This is a genomic window from Shewanella sp. DAU305 (genome assembly GCF_026802235.1).
GTDB classification, from domain to species: Bacteria; Pseudomonadota; Gammaproteobacteria; order Enterobacterales; family Shewanellaceae; genus Shewanella; species Shewanella baltica.
On sequence record NZ_CP113808.1, the window covers coordinates 974,033 to 995,979 of the forward strand.

General features: G+C 47.7%; 14 protein-coding genes, 3 tRNA genes and 4 rRNA genes. 8 read left to right on the forward strand and 13 right to left on the reverse strand.

Annotation, left to right across the window (positions count from 1 at the left end; genetic code table 11):
* The first annotated feature begins 60 nt into the window (after nt 1-60).
* From secA to rrf (OX890_RS04345), 8 genes are all read left to right on the forward strand, one after another.
* Complete coding sequence (gene secA / locus OX890_RS04310) at nt 61-2,787, forward strand: preprotein translocase subunit SecA (protein WP_268650590.1); 2,727 nt, start codon at nt 61-63, stop codon at nt 2,785-2,787.
* Between the two features lie 766 nt (nt 2,788-3,553).
* Nucleotides 3,554-5,098, forward strand: a 16S ribosomal RNA gene (locus OX890_RS04315).
* A 99-nt stretch (nt 5,099-5,197) separates the two neighbouring features.
* Nucleotides 5,198-5,274, forward strand: a tRNA-Ile gene (locus OX890_RS04320).
* A gap of 137 nt (nt 5,275-5,411) precedes the next feature.
* A tRNA-Ala gene (locus tag OX890_RS04325) sits at nt 5,412-5,487 on the forward strand.
* 362 nt (nt 5,488-5,849) lie between these two features.
* A 23S ribosomal RNA gene (locus tag OX890_RS04330) occupies nt 5,850-8,754 on the forward strand.
* A 136-nt stretch (nt 8,755-8,890) separates the two neighbouring features.
* Nucleotides 8,891-9,006 (forward strand): 5S ribosomal RNA (gene rrf, locus OX890_RS04335).
* 38 nt (nt 9,007-9,044) lie between these two features.
* Nucleotides 9,045-9,120, forward strand: a tRNA-Thr gene (locus tag OX890_RS04340).
* Between the two features lie 37 nt (nt 9,121-9,157).
* Nucleotides 9,158-9,273, forward strand: a 5S ribosomal RNA gene (gene rrf, locus OX890_RS04345).
* The 16S, 23S and 5S rRNA genes sit together here with 3 tRNA genes alongside, the layout of an rRNA operon.
* A gap of 209 nt (nt 9,274-9,482) precedes the next feature.
* Here the strand turns inward: rrf (OX890_RS04345) and OX890_RS04350 are convergent.
* The 13 genes from OX890_RS04350 to rraA form a co-directional block, all read right to left on the reverse strand.
* Nucleotides 9,483-10,805 (reverse strand): IS4-like element ISSba6 family transposase, encoded by a 1,323-nt coding sequence (locus OX890_RS04350; RefSeq protein ID WP_126491032.1) that lies wholly within the window; start codon nt 10,803-10,805, stop codon nt 9,483-9,485.
* A gap of 131 nt (nt 10,806-10,936) precedes the next feature.
* The gene (gene hemB / locus OX890_RS04355; protein WP_006087116.1) at nt 10,937-11,944 is read right to left on the reverse strand and encodes a porphobilinogen synthase; all 1,008 of its coding nucleotides are present in this window, start codon (nt 11,942-11,944) and stop codon (nt 10,937-10,939) included.
* A gap of 9 nt (nt 11,945-11,953) precedes the next feature.
* Nucleotides 11,954-13,840: a sensor domain-containing diguanylate cyclase gene (locus OX890_RS04360; RefSeq protein ID WP_268650146.1), complete on the reverse strand. Its 1,887-nt coding sequence runs from the start codon at nt 13,838-13,840 to the stop codon at nt 11,954-11,956.
* The gene (locus OX890_RS04365; RefSeq protein ID WP_268650147.1) at nt 13,833-14,636 is read right to left on the reverse strand and encodes a TatD family hydrolase; all 804 of its coding nucleotides are present in this window, start codon (nt 14,634-14,636) and stop codon (nt 13,833-13,835) included. The genes OX890_RS04360 and OX890_RS04365 overlap by 8 nt, the downstream gene beginning before the upstream one ends.
* A complete protein-coding gene (locus OX890_RS04370; RefSeq protein ID WP_259590218.1) occupies nt 14,636-15,163 on the reverse strand; it encodes a hypothetical protein in 528 nt (175 codons plus the stop codon). Before OX890_RS04370 ends, OX890_RS04365 begins: the two co-directional genes overlap by 1 nt.
* A 45-nt stretch (nt 15,164-15,208) precedes the next feature.
* A complete protein-coding gene (gene tatC / locus OX890_RS04375; RefSeq protein WP_006083331.1) occupies nt 15,209-15,964 on the reverse strand; it encodes a twin-arginine translocase subunit TatC in 756 nt (251 codons plus the stop codon).
* Nucleotides 15,965-15,967: 3 nt separating this feature from the next.
* Nucleotides 15,968-16,468: a Sec-independent protein translocase protein TatB gene (gene tatB, locus OX890_RS04380; RefSeq protein WP_268650148.1), complete on the reverse strand. Its 501-nt coding sequence runs from the start codon at nt 16,466-16,468 to the stop codon at nt 15,968-15,970.
* Nucleotides 16,469-16,474: 6 nt separating this feature from the next.
* Entirely contained in the window at nt 16,475-16,714 is a 240-nt protein-coding gene (tatA, locus tag OX890_RS04385) for a Sec-independent protein translocase subunit TatA (RefSeq protein ID WP_006083329.1), read from the reverse strand.
* Between the two features lie 59 nt (nt 16,715-16,773).
* Complete coding sequence (gene ubiB / locus OX890_RS04390) at nt 16,774-18,423, reverse strand: ubiquinone biosynthesis regulatory protein kinase UbiB (RefSeq protein WP_107946399.1); 1,650 nt, start codon at nt 18,421-18,423, stop codon at nt 16,774-16,776.
* Nucleotides 18,420-19,040 carry a ubiquinone biosynthesis accessory factor UbiJ gene (locus tag OX890_RS04395; RefSeq protein ID WP_126491037.1) on the reverse strand — a complete coding sequence of 207 codons (621 nt, stop codon included), beginning with the start codon at nt 19,038-19,040 and terminating at the stop codon, nt 18,420-18,422. Before OX890_RS04395 ends, ubiB begins: the two co-directional genes overlap by 4 nt.
* Entirely contained in the window at nt 19,040-19,795 is a 756-nt protein-coding gene (ubiE, locus tag OX890_RS04400; protein ID WP_126491038.1) for a bifunctional demethylmenaquinone methyltransferase/2-methoxy-6-polyprenyl-1,4-benzoquinol methylase UbiE, read from the reverse strand. The genes OX890_RS04395 and ubiE overlap by 1 nt, the downstream gene beginning before the upstream one ends.
* 245 nt (nt 19,796-20,040) lie before the next feature.
* Entirely contained in the window at nt 20,041-21,105 is a 1,065-nt protein-coding gene (locus OX890_RS04405) for a formimidoylglutamase (RefSeq protein ID WP_126491039.1), read from the reverse strand.
* Between the two features lie 129 nt (nt 21,106-21,234).
* A complete protein-coding gene (rraA, locus tag OX890_RS04410; RefSeq protein ID WP_006083324.1) occupies nt 21,235-21,720 on the reverse strand; it encodes a ribonuclease E activity regulator RraA in 486 nt (161 codons plus the stop codon).
* Between the last annotated feature and the right edge of the window lie 227 nt (nt 21,721-21,947).

The window sequence follows — 21,947 nt, forward strand, 5'->3', positions numbered from 1 at the left end:
TTGAAACATTGGCTTCTAGTTTCCATCATGGACTTGGCCTACAGAGAATAAGTGATTCAGATGTTTGGTAAATTACTGACAAAAGTATTTGGTAGTCGCAACGACCGCACCCTTAAAGGGCTTCAAAAGATCGTTATTAGCATTAACGCACTAGAAGCTGATTATGAAAAATTAACCGATGAAGCATTAAAAGCGAAAACCGCTGAGTTCCGTGAGCGTTTAGCTGCCGGCGCATCATTAGATAGCATCATGGCTGAAGCGTTTGCGACAGTACGTGAAGCCTCTAAGCGTGTCTTTGAGATGCGCCACTTCGACGTACAGTTACTCGGTGGTATGGTGCTCGACAGTAACCGTATTGCGGAGATGCGTACGGGTGAAGGTAAAACCTTAACGGCCACCTTGCCTGCATACTTAAACGCATTGACGGGCAAAGGTGTTCACGTAATTACCGTGAACGATTACTTAGCACGTCGTGATGCCGAGAATAACCGCCCACTGTTTGAGTTCCTCGGTTTAACCGTCGGCATCAACGTGGCAGGTTTGGGTCAGCATGAAAAGAAAGCTGCTTACAACGCCGATATCACTTACGGTACCAACAACGAGTTTGGTTTCGATTATCTGCGCGATAACATGGCGTTTTCACCGCAAGAACGAGTACAACGTCCGTTGCACTACGCCCTAATCGATGAAGTGGATTCAATCTTAATCGACGAAGCACGTACACCGCTGATCATCTCTGGTGCCGCTGAAGATAGCTCTGAGCTATACATCAAGATCAACACCTTGATCCCTAATCTTATCCGTCAAGATAAAGAAGATACGGAAGAGTATGTGGGTGAGGGTGACTACAGCATCGATGAAAAAGCCAAACAAGTGCATTTCACCGAACGTGGTCAAGAAAAAGTAGAAAACCTGTTGATCGAGCGCGGCATGTTAGCCGAAGGCGACTCACTCTATTCTGCTGCAAATATTTCCCTGTTACATCATGTTAATGCGGCGCTCCGTGCGCACACGCTGTTTGAGCGTGATGTGGATTACATAGTACAAGACAACGAAGTCATCATAGTCGATGAACACACGGGTCGTACTATGCCAGGTCGTCGTTGGTCAGAAGGCTTACATCAAGCTGTCGAAGCCAAAGAAGGCGTGCACATTCAAAACGAAAACCAAACATTGGCTTCGATCACTTTCCAGAACTACTTCCGTCAATACGAGAAGCTGGCAGGTATGACAGGTACAGCCGACACTGAAGCGTTCGAATTCCAACACATCTATGGATTAGACACAGTTGTTGTGCCGACTAACCGTCCAATGGTGCGTAAGGATATGGCGGATTTGGTTTACCTGACCGCCGATGAAAAATATCAAGCTATCATCAAAGACATTAAAGATTGCCGCGAACGTGGTCAGCCAGTATTGGTGGGTACAGTCTCAATCGAACAGTCTGAACTGTTAGCGCGCTTAATGGTGCAGGAAAAGATCCCGCACGAAGTCTTAAATGCTAAATTCCACGAACGAGAAGCTGAAATCGTCGCGCAAGCTGGCCGTACTGGTTCAGTGACCATTGCGACGAACATGGCAGGTCGTGGTACCGATATCGTGCTTGGCGGCAACTGGAACATGGAAATCGATGAACTCGATAATCCAACAGCTGAGCAAAAAGCTAAGATCAAAGCCGATTGGCAAATTCGTCATGATGAAGTCGTCGCCGCGGGTGGTTTGCACATCCTAGGTACCGAACGTCACGAATCACGCCGTATCGACAATCAGTTACGTGGTCGTGCGGGTCGTCAAGGTGACGCGGGTTCATCACGTTTCTACCTGTCGATGGAAGATAGCTTAATGCGTATCTTCGCCTCGGATCGTGTCTCTGGCATGATGAAAAAGCTGGGTATGGAAGAAGGCGAAGCCATCGAGCATCCATGGGTGTCTCGCGCAATCGAAAACGCTCAACGTAAAGTTGAAGCACGTAACTTCGATATTCGTAAGCAATTACTCGAATTTGATGACGTAGCCAACGATCAGCGCCAAGTGGTTTACGCTCAGCGCAACGAGTTGATGGATGCGGAAAGTATTGAAGATACTATCCAAAACATTCAAGACGATGTGATTGGCGCGGTCATCGATCAGTATATTCCACCACAATCAGTAGAAGAGCTGTGGGATATCCCAGGTTTAGAGCAACGTCTACACCAAGAGTTTATGCTCAAACTACCTATCCAGGAATGGTTAGATAAAGAAGACGATCTGCATGAAGAGAGTCTACGTGAGCGTATTATCACTGCTTGGGGCGATGCGTATAAGGCGAAAGAAGAAATGGTTGGCGCGCAAGTGTTACGCCAGTTCGAGAAAGCCGTTATGCTACAAACGCTCGATGGCCTGTGGAAAGAACACTTAGCGGCGATGGACCATCTGCGTCAAGGCATCCACTTACGTGGTTACGCACAGAAAAATCCAAAGCAAGAATATAAGCGTGAGTCGTTTGAGTTATTCCAACAACTATTGAATACCTTGAAACACGACGTCATCAGTGTGCTGTCGAAAGTACAAGTTCAAGCTCAGTCGGATGTGGAAGAAATGGAAGCGCGTCGTCGTGAAGAAGATGCCAAGATCCAGCGCGACTATCAACACGCAGCGGCAGAGTCGCTTGTTGGCGGTGGTGATGAGCGTGAAGCTGTCACTGCGCAAGCGCCGATGATCCGTGATGGTGAGAAAGTGGGTCGTAACGATCCTTGTCCTTGTGGCTCAGGTCGCAAGTACAAACAATGTCACGGCAAGTTAAGTTAATCTGCTGACAGATTAAGCCTACTGAATAAGTAGAATAGAGCGCACACTAAAGGCAACTTATCTAAGTTGCCTTTTTATTTCCTCTTTTATAAGCCTCGCGCTGACTCTCGTGTCATCCGGATTACATTCTTACTCTTCTTTATATCGCTAATCGTCGTTATTCCCCATTGAACATCATTTCACTCTTATCGATAGCCATTAAAGCAAAGCCATCGCTGTAGCAAATTTAACCGTTAAAACCCATTTTGTGGATAAGTCTGAGGATAAAGTGGGGGTATTGTGTGACTAACTGAAAGTATTAAAAAAAGATCCATTTTTCTCAAAAAAGCCCTTGCGGACTTTCTCAATCTCCCTATAATGCGCATCCACTGACACGGCATACAGCGTAACGCAAGTTAAGCAAAGAAAGCCAAGCAGTTCATCGGTTAGCAAGCTAAACGATGAGTGTTGAGAAAGTTGAAAAAACTACTTGACGCACTAACGGGAATGCGTAGAATACGCAGCCCTGACCCGCTGAAAGCTCAGTGTGTGGTCAACGCTCTTTAACAATTTATCAAGCAAATCTGTGTGGACACTCACAGGTGTTGAGTTAATCGAAACTGCTTAACCTTAGGGTTGGCAGTCAAAAATTTAAATCAATGTAACAATGAGTGTTCATAGCAATATGTACAGTTTGTTTTAGCCCTTCTTTTATAAGGAGTGCGAAAAACAAAAAAATCAGAATTCATTGAGCCGCTGAAGTCGCAAGACCGAAGCAACAAAACTTTAATTGAAGAGTTTGATCATGGCTCAGATTGAACGCTGGCGGCAGGCCTAACACATGCAAGTCGAGCGGCAGCGGGAAGATAGCTTGCTATCTTTGCCGGCGAGCGGCGGACGGGTGAGTAATGCCTAGGGATCTGCCCAGTCGAGGGGGATAACAGTTGGAAACGACTGCTAATACCGCATACGCCCTACGGGGGAAAGGAGGGGACCTTCGGGCCTTCCGCGATTGGATGAACCTAGGTGGGATTAGCTAGTTGGTGAGGTAATGGCTCACCAAGGCGACGATCCCTAGCTGTTCTGAGAGGATGATCAGCCACACTGGGACTGAGACACGGCCCAGACTCCTACGGGAGGCAGCAGTGGGGAATATTGCACAATGGGGGAAACCCTGATGCAGCCATGCCGCGTGTGTGAAGAAGGCCTTCGGGTTGTAAAGCACTTTCAGTAGGGAGGAAAGGTAGCAGCTTAATACGCTGTTGCTGTGACGTTACCTACAGAAGAAGGACCGGCTAACTCCGTGCCAGCAGCCGCGGTAATACGGAGGGTCCGAGCGTTAATCGGAATTACTGGGCGTAAAGCGTGCGCAGGCGGTTTGTTAAGCGAGATGTGAAAGCCCCGGGCTCAACCTGGGAATTGCATTTCGAACTGGCGAACTAGAGTCTTGTAGAGGGGGGTAGAATTCCAGGTGTAGCGGTGAAATGCGTAGAGATCTGGAGGAATACCGGTGGCGAAGGCGGCCCCCTGGACAAAGACTGACGCTCAGGCACGAAAGCGTGGGGAGCAAACAGGATTAGATACCCTGGTAGTCCACGCCGTAAACGATGTCTACTCGGAGTTTGGTGTCTTGAACACTGGGCTCTCAAGCTAACGCATTAAGTAGACCGCCTGGGGAGTACGGCCGCAAGGTTAAAACTCAAATGAATTGACGGGGGCCCGCACAAGCGGTGGAGCATGTGGTTTAATTCGATGCAACGCGAAGAACCTTACCTACTCTTGACATCCAGAGAATTCGCTAGAGATAGCTTAGTGCCTTCGGGAACTCTGAGACAGGTGCTGCATGGCTGTCGTCAGCTCGTGTTGTGAAATGTTGGGTTAAGTCCCGCAACGAGCGCAACCCCTATCCTTATTTGCCAGCACGTAATGGTGGGAACTCTAGGGAGACTGCCGGTGATAAACCGGAGGAAGGTGGGGACGACGTCAAGTCATCATGGCCCTTACGAGTAGGGCTACACACGTGCTACAATGGCGAGTACAGAGGGTTGCAAAGCCGCGAGGTGGAGCTAATCTCACAAAGCTCGTCGTAGTCCGGATTGGAGTCTGCAACTCGACTCCATGAAGTCGGAATCGCTAGTAATCGTGGATCAGAATGCCACGGTGAATACGTTCCCGGGCCTTGTACACACCGCCCGTCACACCATGGGAGTGGGCTGCAAAAGAAGTGGGTAGCTTAACCTTCGGGGGGGCGCTCACCACTTTGTGGTTCATGACTGGGGTGAAGTCGTAACAAGGTAGCCCTAGGGGAACCTGGGGCTGGATCACCTCCTTACCTATACGACTAACTTAATGTTTGTTGAGTGTTCACACAGATTTGCTTGATAGAAGAAAGAGTAAAAGATAAACCTAGTTAAATAGGTTCATCAAAGATGGGTCTGTAGCTCAGCTGGTTAGAGCGCACCCCTGATAAGGGTGAGGTCGGTGGTTCAAGTCCACTCTGACCCACCAATCCTTCCTTCTCAGCGTTGGAAAGTGACTCGTTTAGTGAACTAAACGTCGCCACTGTCCGCCTTGATAAGAAATGATTGGCAAACCAATCCTTTTAGAGGTTTGGAACATCTTACTTACTCGCACTGCATGTAAATGGGGCTATAGCTCAGCTGGGAGAGCGCCTGCCTTGCACGCAGGAGGTCTGCGGTTCGATCCCGCATAGCTCCACCATTTACACCTTATTCTGACTTTATTGCAAAGTAATAAGGCATATGCACTATGGATAGAGATGCCAAAGATAAACTTAAAAATTATCTTTGGCTTTTTTAAGCCCGCTCTTTAACAATTTGGAAAGCTGATAGTATTTAATTGCATGAGTCTGTCATGTAATTAATTACAAAACGTTTAATGCGAAAGCATTGAACATGAGTTCTCAAACACTTTATTAAGTGTCTTGAATATTCAAAAGTAAATTATTCTTAGTTGAATAGTTTACGTCTAAGGCGCGTCCACTTCTTTGGTCAGAAGTGAGACAAGTAAAACCAAGCTGGTCGCAATGCGACTCAGATGAGTGAAACTCATTTGGGTTGTATGGTTAAGCGACTAAGCGTATACGGTGGATGCCTTGGCAGTCAGAGGCGATGAAGGACGTAGTAACTTGCGAAAAGCGTTGGCGAGCTAGTAACAAGCATTTGAGCTAACGATGTCCGAATGGGGGAACCCAGCAGCATAAGCTGTTATCGCAACATGAATACATAGTGTTGCGAGGCGAACGAGGGGAACTGAAACATCTAAGTACCCTTAGGAAAAGAAATCAACCGAGATTCCCCTAGTAGCGGCGAGCGAACGGGGATTAGCCCTTAAGTCAGTGGGGTGTTAGTGGAATGTGTTGGAAAGCACAGCGGCACAGGGTGATAGCCCCGTACATGAAAACTAACCATTGATGAAAACGAGTAAGGCGGGACACGTGACATCCTGTTTGAATATGGGGGGACCATCCTCCAAGGCTAAATACTCCTGACTGACCGATAGTGAACCAGTACCGTGAGGGAAAGGCGAAAAGAACCCCTGTGAGGGGAGTGAAATAGAACCTGAAACCGTATACGTACAAGCAGTGGGAGCGGTTCTTGAGACCGTGACTGCGTACCTTTTGTATAATGGGTCAGCGACTTACATTTTGTAGCGAGGTTAAGCGAATAGCGGAGCCGTAGGGAAACCGAGTGTTAACTGCGCGTTTAGTTGCAAGGTGTAGACCCGAAACCCGGTGATCTAGCCATGGGCAGGTTGAAGGTTGAGTAACATCAACTGGAGGACCGAACCGACTAATGTTGAAAAATTAGCGGATGACTTGTGGCTGGGGGTGAAAGGCCAATCAAACCGGGAGATATCTGGTTCTCCTCGAAAGCTATTTAGGTAGCGCCTCGAGCGAATACCATTGGGGGTAGAGCACTGTTAAGGCTAGGGGGTCATCCCGACTTACCAACCCTTTGCAAACTCCGAATACCAATGAGTACTACTCGGGAGACAGACGGCGGGTGCTAACGTCCGTCGTCAAAAGGGAAACAACCCAGACCGTCAGCTAAGGTCCCAAAGTACTAGCTAAGTGGGAAACGATGTGGGAAGGCTTAGACAGCTAGGATGTTGGCTTAGAAGCAGCCATCATTTAAAGAAAGCGTAATAGCTCACTAGTCGAGTCGGCCTGCGCGGAAGATGTAACGGGGCTAAGCTAGTCACCGAAGCTACGGGTGCATTTCATTAGAGATGCGCGGTAGAGGAGCGTTCTGTAAGCCGTTGAAGGTGAAGGGGTAACCCACGCTGGAGGTATCAGAAGTGCGAATGCTGACATGAGTAACGATAAAGGGGGTGAAAAACCCCCTCGCCGAAAGACCAAGGGTTCCTGTCCAACGTTAATCGGGGCAGGGTGAGTCGACCCCTAAGGTGAGGCCGAAAGGCGTAATCGATGGGAAACAGATTAATATTTCTGTACTTCCGCTAACTGCGATGGAGAGACGGAGAAGGCTAGGCTAGCGCGGCGTTGGTAGTCCGCGTTTAAGGTGGTAGGTTGATTTCTTAGGCAAATCCGGGGAATCGCACTTTAGTGTGCAGACTGAGAGCTGATGACGAGGTCCTAAGGGACTGAAGTAGTTGATGCCATGCTTCCAGGAAAATCTTCTAAGCTTCAGGTTAGTGGGAATCGTACCCCAAACCGACACAGGTGGTCGGGTAGAGAATACCAAGGCGCTTGAGAGAACTCGGCTGAAGGAACTAGGCAAAATGGTACCGTAACTTCGGGAGAAGGTACGCTCCTGTTGGTGATGAGACTTGCTCTCTAAGCTGACGGGAGTCGCAGATACCAGGTGGCTGCAACTGTTTATCAAAAACACAGCACTGTGCAAACTCGCAAGAGGAAGTATACGGTGTGACGCCTGCCCGGTGCCGGAAGGTTAATTGATTGGGTTATCGCAAGAGAAGCTCATGATCGAAGCCCCGGTAAACGGCGGCCGTAACTATAACGGTCCTAAGGTAGCGAAATTCCTTGTCGGGTAAGTTCCGACCTGCACGAATGGCGTAATGATGGCCACGCTGTCTCCAGCCGAGACTCAGTGAAGTTGAAATTGCGGTGAAGATGCCGTATACCCGCGGCTAGACGGAAAGACCCCGTGAACCTTTACTATAGCTTGGCACTGAACATTGAACCTACATGTGTAGGATAGGTGGGAGACTTTGAAGTTGTGACGCTAGTCATGATGGAGTCGTCCTTGAAATACCACCCTTGTAGTTTTGATGTTCTAACCTAGGTCCCTTATCGGGATTAGGGACAGTGCCTGGTGGGTAGTTTGACTGGGGCGGTCTCCTCCCAAAGAGTAACGGAGGAGCACGAAGGTTGGCTAAGTACGGTCGGACATCGTACGGTTAGTGCAATGGCATAAGCCAGCTTAACTGCGAGACATACACGTCGAGCAGGTACGAAAGTAGGTCATAGTGATCCGGTGGTTCTGAATGGAAGGGCCATCGCTCAACGGATAAAAGGTACTCCGGGGATAACAGGCTGATACCGCCCAAGAGTTCATATCGACGGCGGTGTTTGGCACCTCGATGTCGGCTCATCACATCCTGGGGCTGAAGTCGGTCCCAAGGGTATGGCTGTTCGCCATTTAAAGTGGTACGCGAGCTGGGTTCAGAACGTCGTGAGACAGTTCGGTCCCTATCTGCCGTGGGCGTTGGATGATTGAAGGGAGCTGCTCCTAGTACGAGAGGACCGGAGTGGACGAACCGCTGGTGTTCGGGTTGTCATGCCAATGGCATTGCCCGGTAGCTACGTTCGGAATCGATAACCGCTGAAAGCATCTAAGCGGGAAGCGAGCCCTAAGATGAGTCATCCCTAGGAATTTAATTCCTCTAAAGAGCCGTTCGAGACTAGGACGTTGATAGGCATGGTGTGTAAGCGTTGTGAGGCGTTGAGCTAACATGTACTAATGACTCGAGAGGCTTAACCATACAACCCAGATGGGTTTTACAAAGAAGCCTTAGACAGAATATCGACACTTGATAAAGTTAAAGACTCAAAGCAAATCAGCTTTCCGAATTATTATTAACGTGGTCCAGAGATGGACACGGTAATAAACAGAATTTGCTTGGTGACAATAGCCTTGTGGAACCACCTGATCCCATCCCGAACTCAGAAGTGAAACGCAAACGCGCCGATGGTAGTGTGGGGTCTCCTCATGTGAGAGTAGGTCATCGCCAAGCGCCTAATTTAAATAATCTTAATTGATTAGTATAGAATTGCTGATATGGCTCAGTCGGTAGAGCGCATCCTTGGTAAGGATGAGGTCCCCAGTTCGATTCTGGGTATCAGCACCATTACAATCTAGTGTCATTTCCTAGAATACAAAATTTGCTTGGTGACAATAGCCTTGTGGAACCACCTGATCCCATCCCGAACTCAGAAGTGAAACGCAAACGCGCCGATGGTAGTGTGGGGTCTCCCCATGTGAGAGTAGGTCATCGCCAAGCGCCTAATTATCTCATTGAGATGTAACGAAGCCAGCTGAATAAGCTGGCTTTTTTGCGTCTGCAATTTGCAGAAATTCTGCCTAATCTCAATTTCATTAGTAAGTTTTTCTCCCGTCATTCTCTCCATAACACCAAATGTGCTGATTTAGTTCCCATAGCTATCAATGACCAGATACAAAAAAGCAGCCATAAGGCTTAATCCCGTTCACTTAAGAGTGAACGGCATTTTTCTTTGGTCTCACCGGATACTTGTTTTTGCTCATTTTAAGGACTCTTGGATAAGCCCTTTCCCGTTTACCATCCAACTTAAATTGCCGTGCATTTCGTTCTATATCCAATACGTCTCTCGGGACATTCCCCGGTGTTTGTGATGGCAGTTGTGTCAACTTGAAGATGATATAACTCGCCGCATCCCTAAAACTCAGTTGATTAGGATGGACCGATGGCAAGCTTTTAGCCATCAGCAACATCTTGTATCTAATGAGATTATAGGCCAGTAGCACGCCCCACAACTCTTGAATCACCAGCTCCGGTAGTTGACTGCGTAGCGTAAAACGACTCTCCAACAGATGTTGTTTCATCTCTCTGTAGCCCAGTTCGATTTCCCATCGATGGGCATATAAGTCGACGATGTCTTCGCTGGGGTAACGCATCGGGTCAGTCAACGAGGTCAAAATGGCGACTGACTTACCTTTAACTGTCTTAGTGAGTAAACGCGCTTCAAGGGTATCAGGGAGCTGCGGCCATTTCTTTCTGGCCTGAGGCGTGGTGGTGAGTTTCACCCACTGGTCATGTTTTCCCAATGTTCGCACTACCTCATATTGAGTGCCTTTCTTCAATGGCAACAGCCAGTGGCTATTAGGTTGCGCTTGCTGCCAAGCGTGCAGAAGGCCGAGCGAGTAAAATCCTCGGTCAAAAAGGGTTAGACTGTGATTGGGAATGCTAGAAATGAGCTGAGACGCCAAGTTCATTTCATTTTCGGCAACCGAATCAAAGGCGCTGTTGACCAACAAATGGCTGCTTAACTCCATCAAGCAAACCATGCGAATTTGCGGATAAGCCGCTTCGCCGGAAGCGTTTGCGGTGCGCGCAAAGGCGGCTTGATTTTGGACACTATCGGGTGTCCGCCACACTACACCGTCAACACCATACAAGTTAAGACCGCACCAATGAGGATGTTCAGCTCTCGCGTGCCAGGTATTAGCGCTGCGACTAAACACTTCTCGAATAACCTCGCTGCCCAATCGTTTTCGAGCCTGAGTCACGGCGCTGCGTGCAACATAATCAATCTCTTGCGGCAAAACAATGTCGAGTTTGTTGATGAGTGACCGAATAGACTCCCCTCGGAACAAAGCCATTCCGATAACGGCCCAAATCATCGCATCCATCGGCAATTTACGCCGTCTTAATGTCGCAACGCCCTGAGAGTCCAAACAAGATTGAATTAACTCTGGCTCCAACACATCAGCTAAGCAGGTAAATTCGGTTAGGCGGGTAATATGAGTGCGAGCGAGTGCTTCTGAGAGTTGCATAAAAAATCCGATGACATGAGGTCATCGGATTTTGATCTTTTCAGCGAGATCGTCAAGCGATCTGTCTTAACTGATCGGCATTAGCCATAAGGCTGCCTTCTTCTATTGATACACTGTCCTACCCGCTAGGTCTAAGCTTCTTTAAGCCACTGGGCGGCACGTTTAGCGAAGTAAGTTAAAATACCGTCTGCGCCTGCGCGTTTAAAGCAAAGTAGAGATTCCATAACGATGGCTTTTTCGGCCAACCAACCATTTTGGATAGCGGCCATGTGCATGGCGTACTCACCACTGACTTGATAGGCGAATGTAGGCACTGCAAGTTCAGTTTTTACGCGGTGCACTATATCTAAATATGGCATGCCTGGCTTAACCATGACCATATCGGCACCTTCTTGAATATCAAGTGCAACTTCGTGGAGGGCTTCGTCACTGTTTGCAGGATCCATTTGGTAGCTGTGTTTGTTACCACCTTTGAGATTACCTGCTGAGCCTACTGCGTCACGGAACGGGCCGTAGTAGCTCGAAGAGTATTTTGCTGAGTAAGCCATTATTTGGGTGTTTACGTGGCCTGCTGCTTCTAAGGCTTGGCGAATAGCGCCTATGCGGCCATCCATCATGTCTGACGGTGCAACTATGTCTGCACCGGCTTCGGCGTGTGACAATGCTTGCTTCACTAAGATCTCGGTGGTGATGTCATTAAGAATGTAGCCTGTCTCATCTATGATGCCGTCTTGACCATGAGTGGTGAAGGGGTCCAATGCTACGTCTGTCATGATGCCAAGCTGTGGAAAGGCTTTTTTAAGCTCACGTACAGCACGTTGCACTAAGGCATCGGCATTATAAGCTTCTTCTGCCATTAAGGTCTTTTTCTCTGCAGGCGTCACAGGGAAGAGCGCAATTAATGGGATGCCTAACTCAACCAGTTCTTCGGCTTCTTTTAGTAGTAAATCGATTGAGTAACGTTCAATACCTGGCATAGAGGCGATCTTTTCACTGCGATTGGTGCCCTCTAGAACAAACATGGGATAAATCAAGTCATTGACCGTTAGTTGATTTTCGGCCATAAGACGACGGCTAAAATCATGTTTACGCATGCGGCGCATTCTACGCTGAGGGAAGGCACTGGTAATGATATTCACATTTGACTCCTAATTAGGTACTGGTCCTGCTTGAACTGATGAAAATAAGCTGACTTGATTACGTCCACCATTTTTCGCTTGGTAGAGGGCTTTATCCGCTTGTTCTAATAATTTGGTGCTGTGCTGATCGTTAGTGACGATATCGGCACTGACTCCGATACTGATAGTCAAAGGTATCGCTACACCTTCCCATTCGAAATTGATAGAGGCAACTGCGTCTCTTATCGTTTCAGCGACTTGGAGTGCACCATCTTCTGCTGTATTAGGCAGGATGATAGCAAACTCCTCGCCTCCATAACGTGATACGAGATCCGTTGGCCGCTTTAAATGTTGCTGTAATGTTTGGGCAATAGTGCGTAAAGCTTCATCACCTGCAAGATGGCCAAATCTGTCGTTGATCAACTTGAAGCGATCGATATCGAGCATCAACAGGGCTATTGGTGTTTCTTGCCTGCGACTGATCCTGCTTTCTGCAATCAAACGTTTATCGAAAGCACTGCGGTTTTTGACCCCAGTTAAACTATCGATAGTGCTTTGTTCGGTGAGCTTTTGGTTTACCTCATGTAATTCTCTGAGAGTGATTTCAAGTTCTAAGGTGCGCTCTTGCACCATTTGCTCGAGTTTCTCATTGCTCTCGGCTTCCGCTTTTAGGGCTTCTTCCCGCGCACTGCGAATTTTCTGTGCTTGCTTCAAGGCCTCTTGCTGAATACGTAGCTTAGCTTTGCGTTCATCGTTATAGCGGATGGCTAGCACCAAAGACATAAAGATGATTTCAAATGTCAGGCCGAGCATGACAGGCGTTTGCGGTTTTAAATTGAGGTCAATCACGCTGAGATACAACAAGCTACTGATGCAAGCGCCTGTAAGCATACTCACCCAGCCAATAGTGTACATACGTGCCAGTTTATGGCCATTGATGGCCTGAGTAATAGCAAAGACCATCAGTACCAGGCTGAGCACTGCAACGGAAATGATCTCGATATAGAGCGCCGTTCCATATTGGATAAAAGGCGTGGCGAGTCCAATACATAGGATATACACAGCGCTATAGCGACAAGTCAGCAGCATGCGGCGGTTTAAATATTTGAGCTGTAATATTTTTTCAGTAAACATCAGCGCAAACGCCATAACGATTGGCAGTAAAAACGGCACCATAACTTGCTGTAATATTGGCCAATTTGGCCAGAGGAATCGAAAGGCAAAACCGTTGATGGTAGCGACGAGCAAGGTCATGCTCAGCACGTAGCCGGAATAATAGCTGTAACTGAATGAGCCCGATGCAATAGCAATAAAGAGGCTAAAGATACCAATCGCGGCCAGTACGCCGAGTTGGAAACCATGTTCGACGGCGGTGGATTCGGCAATCTGGGCTAAGTCGTTAGATGACCAGAGATTTAACGGTATTGCAGCGCTGCCTTCGGTCTGAATATGCAAATAAAAAGTATGGGTATCATCCATGTTGAGCTTAAAAGGATACAGGAAGATATTGCTCAAAAATGGCCGTTCGTTATAGGGAAAGGTGTCGCCCATAAGCACAGTATTAGCGAGCTTATTATTGACTAAATGGTAGATAGTCACTTTGTCTAACAAGGGGTTATCTAACGCTAAAATACGTGAAAGTGCATCGTCTGGGCTGGTTAAGCTGAAACTCAGCCAAAAATCATGGCCGCTGAGTTTTTGAATGTCTTTATTGGTGAAGTTATGCCAATCCGTTTTTGGCAAGGCTTGGATATCGGTAAATTCCTTCGCCGAAGTGGGGTGGCTCACCATCAACCAAGGCGTAAGGTTTAACGGTGTCGCCGTTGATTCATCAATGCTTAATAGGGTTGCGAATGAAGGTGTTGAACACATCCATAGCCACAGCAAGAGTATGAGTGACGAGTTTCGTTTAAGCATGGACTTGGTCCAAATTAAAAAAAGCTACGCTATTCTGGTAGCAACGCACTGCAAACTCATCAGCATTTTCACCGCGCAAGTTTGCAATATAACTCGCGATATAGGGGAGATATTCGGGCTTGTTCTTACTCGATTTAGGCTTAGGCCGCATGCTGCGAGGCAATAAGTACGGGCTATCGGTTTCGATTAAAATGCGGTTCTGCGGAATAAATGGCACGAGTTGCGCTAACTCTTGGCCACGTCTTTCATCGCAAACCCAGCCTGTAATGCCTAAATGCAAATCGAGGTCGATATAGGCTTCCATTTGGGCGTGAGTGCCAGTGAAGCAATGTAAAAGCGCGCCACTAAGCTGTGGGCGATATTCCCGCAGGATAGCAATAAAGTCTTGGTGGGCATCGCGTTCGTGCATCAGCACGGGCATTTGTAGTTCAACGGCTAAGGCGAGTTGGGCAATAAATGCTTGGCGCTGGATGGGACGAGGAGAGAAATCACGATTGTAGTCTAAGCCGCATTCGCCAACGGCAACCACTTGCGGTGCTTGGCAGAGTTCGGCTTGTTGCTTGCTTGAGTCAGCTTGCCAGCCACTGGCATGGTGAGGGTGTACGCCAGCAGTGCAATAAAGTTGATTGGGATATTGTTGGCAAATCACGATGGCAGCTGCACTTTCAGTTAAATCGCTGCCAATAACAATTAACGGCGAAACCCCTTGGTCCGCCGCCGCTTGTATTATCGATGCTGTGTCTGGCTCGAGTGCGCTGCCAAGTAAATTGACAGCGATATCTATGTATGAGGGCATTAGTTTAGGCGTTTTACCCGTGCCTTGGCATTGCGCTCATCAGTGCCCATTAAGAAAGAGCCTAGGGCTGCTTTTTCAATGTAGACTTTTTCGCCTTGCTTTAAGTTGAACTTACGGCCGTCGGTTTGTTTCCATACCTGACCATTAGTGAATGTTACTTTGATAGCACCGTAGGGATCTTCAGTAATAGACTGTACTTCAAGATAAATCTTATCGACCGTATTTTCTTGAACGCGCTTAGCTTCCATCCCAAAGTCATCGACAATATTAGCGGCTGGTGCTTGGGGCGCGGTGGCCGCTACTGCTACAGCAGTCGGGGCTGCAACGGTTGCTACAGTCGCAGGCGCAACTTGAGTGCTCGCCAAAGCTGGTGTTACGCCTTTGACGCTTTCTGCTAGCTTGTCATAGCAAATCAAGCGGTCGAGTTTATCGGCTGTTGCTGCACATTGGGTTAACTGTTGTTCAATGCTGGCATTTGCTTGGACTGATACCAGCATAATTGCTGCTGCCATAAGAGTTAAGCGCATGAGAATGTTCCTTATTATATTATTCCCCTAACGCCATCGAGGACGTTAGTCGTTTGTTTGTTCGCTATCTTCGTCTGACTCGTCGTCACCTTGCTTGCTGTAGAAACGAGCCGCTAATAAACCGCCTTCGAACAATAACAGCATTGGTACGGCAAGCATAGTCTGGGAAATTACATCGGGTGGGGTTAACAGCATGCCCACAACGAAGGCGCCTACGACGATATAAGGACGTTTTTGCTTAAGTTCTTCAGGTGTTGTCACACCCGCCCAGCAAAGTAAAACAACGGCTATAGGGATTTCAAAGGATAGACCAAAGGCAAAGAACAGCTTCAGAATGAAGTTAAGGTAACTGGTAATGTCGGTCGCAACTTGAACGCCCTCTGGGGCATTGTTAGCAAAGAAGCCAAAAACGACGGGGAATACTATGTAATAAGCGAAGGCGATACCGAGATAAAACAATAAGGTACTGCTAAATAGCAGTGGCATCACTAAACGTTTTTCATGCTTGTATAAACCCGGTGCGACAAAGGACCAGATTTGGAACAACACATAAGGGACTGCTACAAAAAACGATAGTACTAGGGTCAGTTTAAAAGGCGCGAAGAAAGGTGCAGCGACATCGGTCGCAATCATGCTGCCACCAAGAGGTAAAGACTGCATTAAAGGTATTGCCATGTAATGGTAAATGTCATTTGCCCAGTACACGCTGCAAATGAACACTAATAACACGCTGGCAATGGATTTTAGCAGCTTGGACCTAAGTTCAAGCAAATGGCTGATAAGTGGCTGCTGTTGCGACATGAATTATCCGTTGGCTTTCGGGTTAGAACGGGTATCCGCGCCCTGAGTTGGCTCATTTGGCGTAGTGGTAGATGCCGATGTTGGACTCGCCTCTACTGTGGCAGTCGGATTAGCTGGGCTCGCTTGAGCTGAACTAGTTTGAACTGTGCCCGCAACTGGAGAATGTATTTGATTCTCTGACGCAGGCGTGTCTTTGACCGGGTCCTGAACTTGATAAGGACGGTTCACTGACTGTGCCGCTTGCTTCAGTTGTTCAATAGACTCTTTGAGTTCCGGCGAGAGGTTAGATAAACCTTTGCTCTCAGCTTTTTTTAGATCGGCATGCAACTGCTCGATCTTCAACTCCTGCTCAAGTTCTTCTTTTACCGAGTTTGCCATGCGTTTCATCGCACGGATCCAACTCGTTACCGAACGTACCGCAACCGGTAGACGTTCGGGGCCAAGAACCACTAGCCCCAAAACACCGATCAGCAGCAGCTCCATAAAGCCGATACCGTCAAACATAAAGAGTTACGCCTGTTCTTTGTTAGACTCAGGTTTCTTTTCAGTCGCCTGTTGAGTCGTTTGTGCTGTTTTAGCCGCTTCGGTGTCTTCTAATGCCTTTTTATCTTCTTCTGAAGACATGGCGTTTTTGAAGCCTTTCACCGCACCACCTAAATCGCCGCCCAAAGAGCGTAATTTCTTAGTTCCAAACAACAAAACAACGATTAACGCAACGATAAGAAGTTGCCAAATACTAATACCACCCATGAAGGTATCCTCTTAATTGATATCGGTTCTATTATGAACCTATGATTAATTAGTGCTAGCTAAAATTTGCGATTCTTTGGCCTAGATCGCCATCCGACAAACCACAATATAATGCCTGAAATTAGACAAACATAAGGGGTCCATAGTGTAGCGTCTTTATTGATCAATAACGTGCCACAGATCAATAAAACTGCAGAAGTGATAAGCAAGTAGTTACTCTTGTGTGCCTGCTGCTGGTATTTCAAATACTTATCTAGCATTTGTTGCTGAGAACTCAGCAATTTCCTGCCTAATTTAAGGTTATCGTAAATCAGTTCAGGGAATTCTGGTAGTTTATCAGCCCAATATGGCAGTTTTGTGGATACCTTTTTAAACATAGCCTTAGGACCCACTTGGTCGGCCATCCACTGCTCTAAAAACGGTTTAGCGGTTTGCCATAAATCCAACTGCGGATACAGCTGACGACCTAAGCCTTCGATATAGAGTAAGGTTTTTTCTAGCAATACTAATTGCGGCTGTACCACGATATCGAAGTGGCGTGCGGTGCGGAATAGTTCCAGCAACACATGGCCAAAGGAGATCTCATCGAGCGGCTTGTTGAACATAGGTTCACACACCACTTTAATCGCCTGTTCAAAGGCTTGTAGATCGGTTTTTTCAGACACCCAGCCTGATTCAATGTAGAGCTGGGCAATTCGGTGATAATCGCGATTAAAGAAGGCGAGGAAATTTTCGGCGAGATAGCGTTTATCGACTTCGCTGAGTGTGCCCATGATGCCGCAATCGAGCCCTATGTAATAAGGGTTCTCTGGGTGATCGCGGGAAATAAAGATATTGCCCGGATGCATGTCGGCATGGAAAAAGTTATCGCGGAACACTTGGGTGAAAAACAGCTCTACTCCGCGCTCAGCCAATAACTTAAAGTTGGTGCCTTGCGCTTTAAGGGCGGCAATATCCGAGACCGAAATACCGTAAATTCGTTCCATTACCATTAAGCGCGGATAGCAAAATTCCTCATACACATAAGGCACATAAAGCGCATCTGAGTCGAGGAAGTTGTTGCGTAGCTTGACTGCGTTTAAGGCTTCGAGCTTAAGGTTTAACTCACCTAAAATGGTCACGCGGTAATCTTCAATCACTTCAGCAGGGCGTAGGCGGTTGCCTTCACCGAGGAGGTATTCAATCAACTTGGCGGTTTGCGACATCAACTGCAGATCGGCCTGAATCTTGGTTTCTACATTCGGCCGTAGCACCTTGAGCACGACGTCTTTACCGTTAGATTTTAAGGTCGCGGTATGCACCTGCGAAATAGAGGCTGAGGCCAGCGGGATTTCATTAAAGTCATCGAATAGGGATTCAATCGGCGCTTTTAGCTCAGCTTCAATTGCTTGGCGGGCCAGCGCACCATCAAAGGGCGGCACCTTGTCTTGCAGCATGGCTAATTCACTGGCCCATTCATCGCTGAGTAAATCGCGGCGGGTCGAGAGCATTTGCCCAAGCTTGATATAAACGGGGCCGAGTTCCTGCATCGCCAATTTTAAGCGTTCGCCACCGGGCTTATTCTTATGCTTATTGCGGATCCAGAACAGACTATTACGGGCGAGTTTAAAGTACCAAGGTGTCATCTTTGGCGGCAATACGTCATCTAACCCGTACTGAAGCAAGGTCTTGATGACATGGTAACCACGGCGGATACTGGCAAGGGTCATGGCTTAATTTGGTCTCTTAATTGGGCAATTCGTTGTTCAATCGCGCGGGTATCGGCAACTAAATCATCCATTTGATCGCGAAAATGAAGTAACTCAATTGGGTGCGGTGCGAGGCGATACTCTTCAACGGCGAGTTGCCCTAAGTGGGAGCGCGTTTTACGCAACACTTCGAGTGCAAAACCCTTTGCCTGATGGCCAGTGCTGATGAGCTTGTGAGTGGGACCATCGCCTAAATAACGCGAAATTGGCTCGGCAAAGTCAAACTCGATACCGCGTAGATATTGGCTAAAGCTTTGTAATAGATTGAGATCACCCTCAAGCTTGAGCTTATCTTGCTTGATAAGTTCAGTCAGGTTTGCGCCTTCGGACACACGGTAAAGTGTGGTCGCATCGGCATGCAGACTGACATCGACATCGCCTTCATAGCGGCTCAGTACTTGGATCTCTTTGGCAAACACCAAATAGAGTGGCCAGCTGAGCTGCGACAATTGGATGCGGAACACTTTGCCATGCAACTGGCGCTGGCGCGAATAGTCGTCACCCGCTTGAGCCTGAAGTTTTTTCAGGCCCGTTTCAATTGCGGCGCAGACAAGCAGCACAACTTCTGGCGGCATCATTAGAATTTATAACCGCGGTGCAATGCGACAATGCCGTCGGTCATGTTGGTGTAGTCGACTTGTTCAAAGCCTGCATCTACCATCATTTGCTTTAATGTGTCTTGATCTGGATGCATACGAATCGATTCAGCCAGATACTCGTAGCTGTCGGCATCTTTAGTGATGAGTTCGCCCATCTTAGGTAAGACTTTGAAGCTATATAAATCATACACTTTGCGCATGATTTCATGCTGAGGCTTAGAAAACTCAAGCACTAATAACTTGCCACCTGGCTTAAGCACGCGGTTCATCGAACGCAGCGCTGCATCCTTATCGGTCACGTTACGCAGACCAAAAGCGATGGTAATGATGTCGAAGTGGTTATCGGGAAACGGCAGTGCTTCGGCGTTGGCTTGCACATAACTGACATTGTTGACTATGCCCTTGTCGCGCAACTTAGTGCGACCGACTTTCAACATGGAATCGTTAATGTCAGCTAAAACCACTTCACCTTTATCGCCCACTAAGTGAGAGAATTTTGCGGTTAAGTCACCGGTGCCACCAGCCAAATCGAGCACTTTCATGCCAGGGCGTGCGCCAGATATTTCAATGGTGTAACGCTTCCAAAAACGGTGAATGCCGAAGGACATCACATCGTTCATTATGTCGTACTTAGCGGCAACAGAATGAAACACGCCGGCAACGAGTTCGGCCTTTTTATCGGCCTCTACGGTTTTGTAACCAAAGTGGGTACTTTTAGATTCGCCCTCAGACATCAATGTGTTCCTATTGTTTTGCAATGTATTAGTTGCGAGTGTAAGCCATCGCCTGCATTTGCTGAATCTTTGATCTATCACTCTGTGATCGAGCTAGTAAACTAACTGCAATGCCTTAGCTTGAGGCACTCCTTAACAGTCGTAGGATTAAGTGCTTGTCGACCACGTAAAATGGACTGGCATTAGACCACAATATCAGGATTTGGTGAATAGCTTAGCGTCCAGTTGGCGGTAACTGGTGGCGCTCATTGTGCCAAAAACTGCATCCGAGCCTGCACATAAGCGTAGATAAGCTCGCTGAGGCTTTGGCCAACATCCCTAAATCCGGCTTCAATCCCCGCTTCGTGGCAACTTGGTGCAGCCTCGGCTAAATGCAAATAAGTACAAGGGCAGTGGCGGGCGATATAACTGACATAATGCGCCGCATCTAGCAATGGCACCCCCGCTGCCGTTGAGGCGCTACTGGGCATCTTAGCGATAGCGTCGACGTCGAGCTCCAGCCCTACGGGCAAACCTGAGTCATTCAGTTTGGCGGCGATCTCAAGCAAGGCTTGGCTGAGGCGGATTTCGCGGCGAATCCAAATTTGTTGAAAACTATGCCAAGTGCCGCCAAATTCAGTAAGTTGGCTTAAGTTTACTTCGCTGTTTTTTAACTCGTGTAAACCCAATACATGGTAATAACCTAAGGCACCTCGATCGGCCGCATAGCTAAAACCATTGCCGCTGTGGCGGCCTTCGAGTAGGCGAAAATCCGAATGAGGGTCAAGATTCACCGCCGCAACTTGGCGCTGATAATGGCTGTAGGTTGCCATCAATAGACCATAGGCATTGTTGTGGCCGCCACCGATGAGTATGGGTTCTAAGCCCGCCTTTAAAATCGCACTGACGATGCGGATCACGCGCTCATCTAACTGCTCCACCGCATCGCGTAATTTATCTAAGGTGACGTCGGTATTATCTGTTGTATTGCTCGCGGTTTGTTGCTGCAGATCGGCGGTGTTCACTTGGCCTAACACTAGGCATTCGGCACCGCAAAGAAAGCGATTAGATTGCAGATTAAGCCATTGGCGCATACTGGTAGTGAACGCATCGGTCGCGCCGCCGCGGCCTAAGTTGGCGCGTGGGCCGATATCTTCACCGACGCCGAAAATGGCGAAGCTTGCCCCGTGGGCTTTGGCAGTGGCGAGTATGGTCTCTAACGTATGTTCGTGATTAGCCAGATGGACGCATTGGCCTAATTTAGTTTCGCCGGTTCTTGGGCTGACTAATGAGGCAATATCTGTATGGGTAAAGGGAATAAATTCAGGCATAGATTGATATTCTTATTCGGCCGGAGTCGAGCTATTGTGGCCAGTGTGGCGCGAGGATTCAATGGGGAAACGCTGAAAATAGTGAATAAAAAAGCCAGCTTAGCTGGCTTTCTTGGCTGAACAGTGAGATTACTCAATGTCGAGTGGTTCAGGTGATAAAATCACACCTGTGTTATCAGCATAAATGTGATCGCCGGGTAAGAAAGTCACACCGCCAAAATTGACCGGAATTTCCACTTCGCCCACTGAATTGCCATCAGCACCCACTGGAATTGAGGCAAGGGCTTGAATACCAATGTCTAACTCTTCCAATGCATCCACATCGCGTACAGAACCGTAAACGATAATGCCTTCCCAGTTGTTGCTAACCGCAAGTTCAGCGATAGCACCATCGATCAGCGCACGGCGTAATGAGCCACCGCCATCAACGAGTAAGACTTTACCTTGACCATCCTCTTGTAGGACTTCGGTGATTAGGCCGTTGTCTTCAAAGCACTTGATGGTGCTAATAGAACCGCCAAAAGAGCTACAACCACCGTAGTTACTGAACATGGGCTCGACTACATCTACGACATCTAAGTACATGTCACATAATTCTGAGGTGTTGTATTCCATATTTACACTCCTATTGATCCGCGTTGCGTACAGTTTAGCGAGTTTACGCCAGTATAAAAGGGATTATTGAAAAGAAAAGTGTTATCAATCACGGTATTGTTGCCACTGGGCCGTTAACACATCTGTAGTAAAGTTTCGTCGTACTTTAGAGCTTATGCGGTAAAACTTGATGTTAGTCATTAAATGACGGTTTTTTATTACAACTCTGTTGCATGCTTTGGTATTAT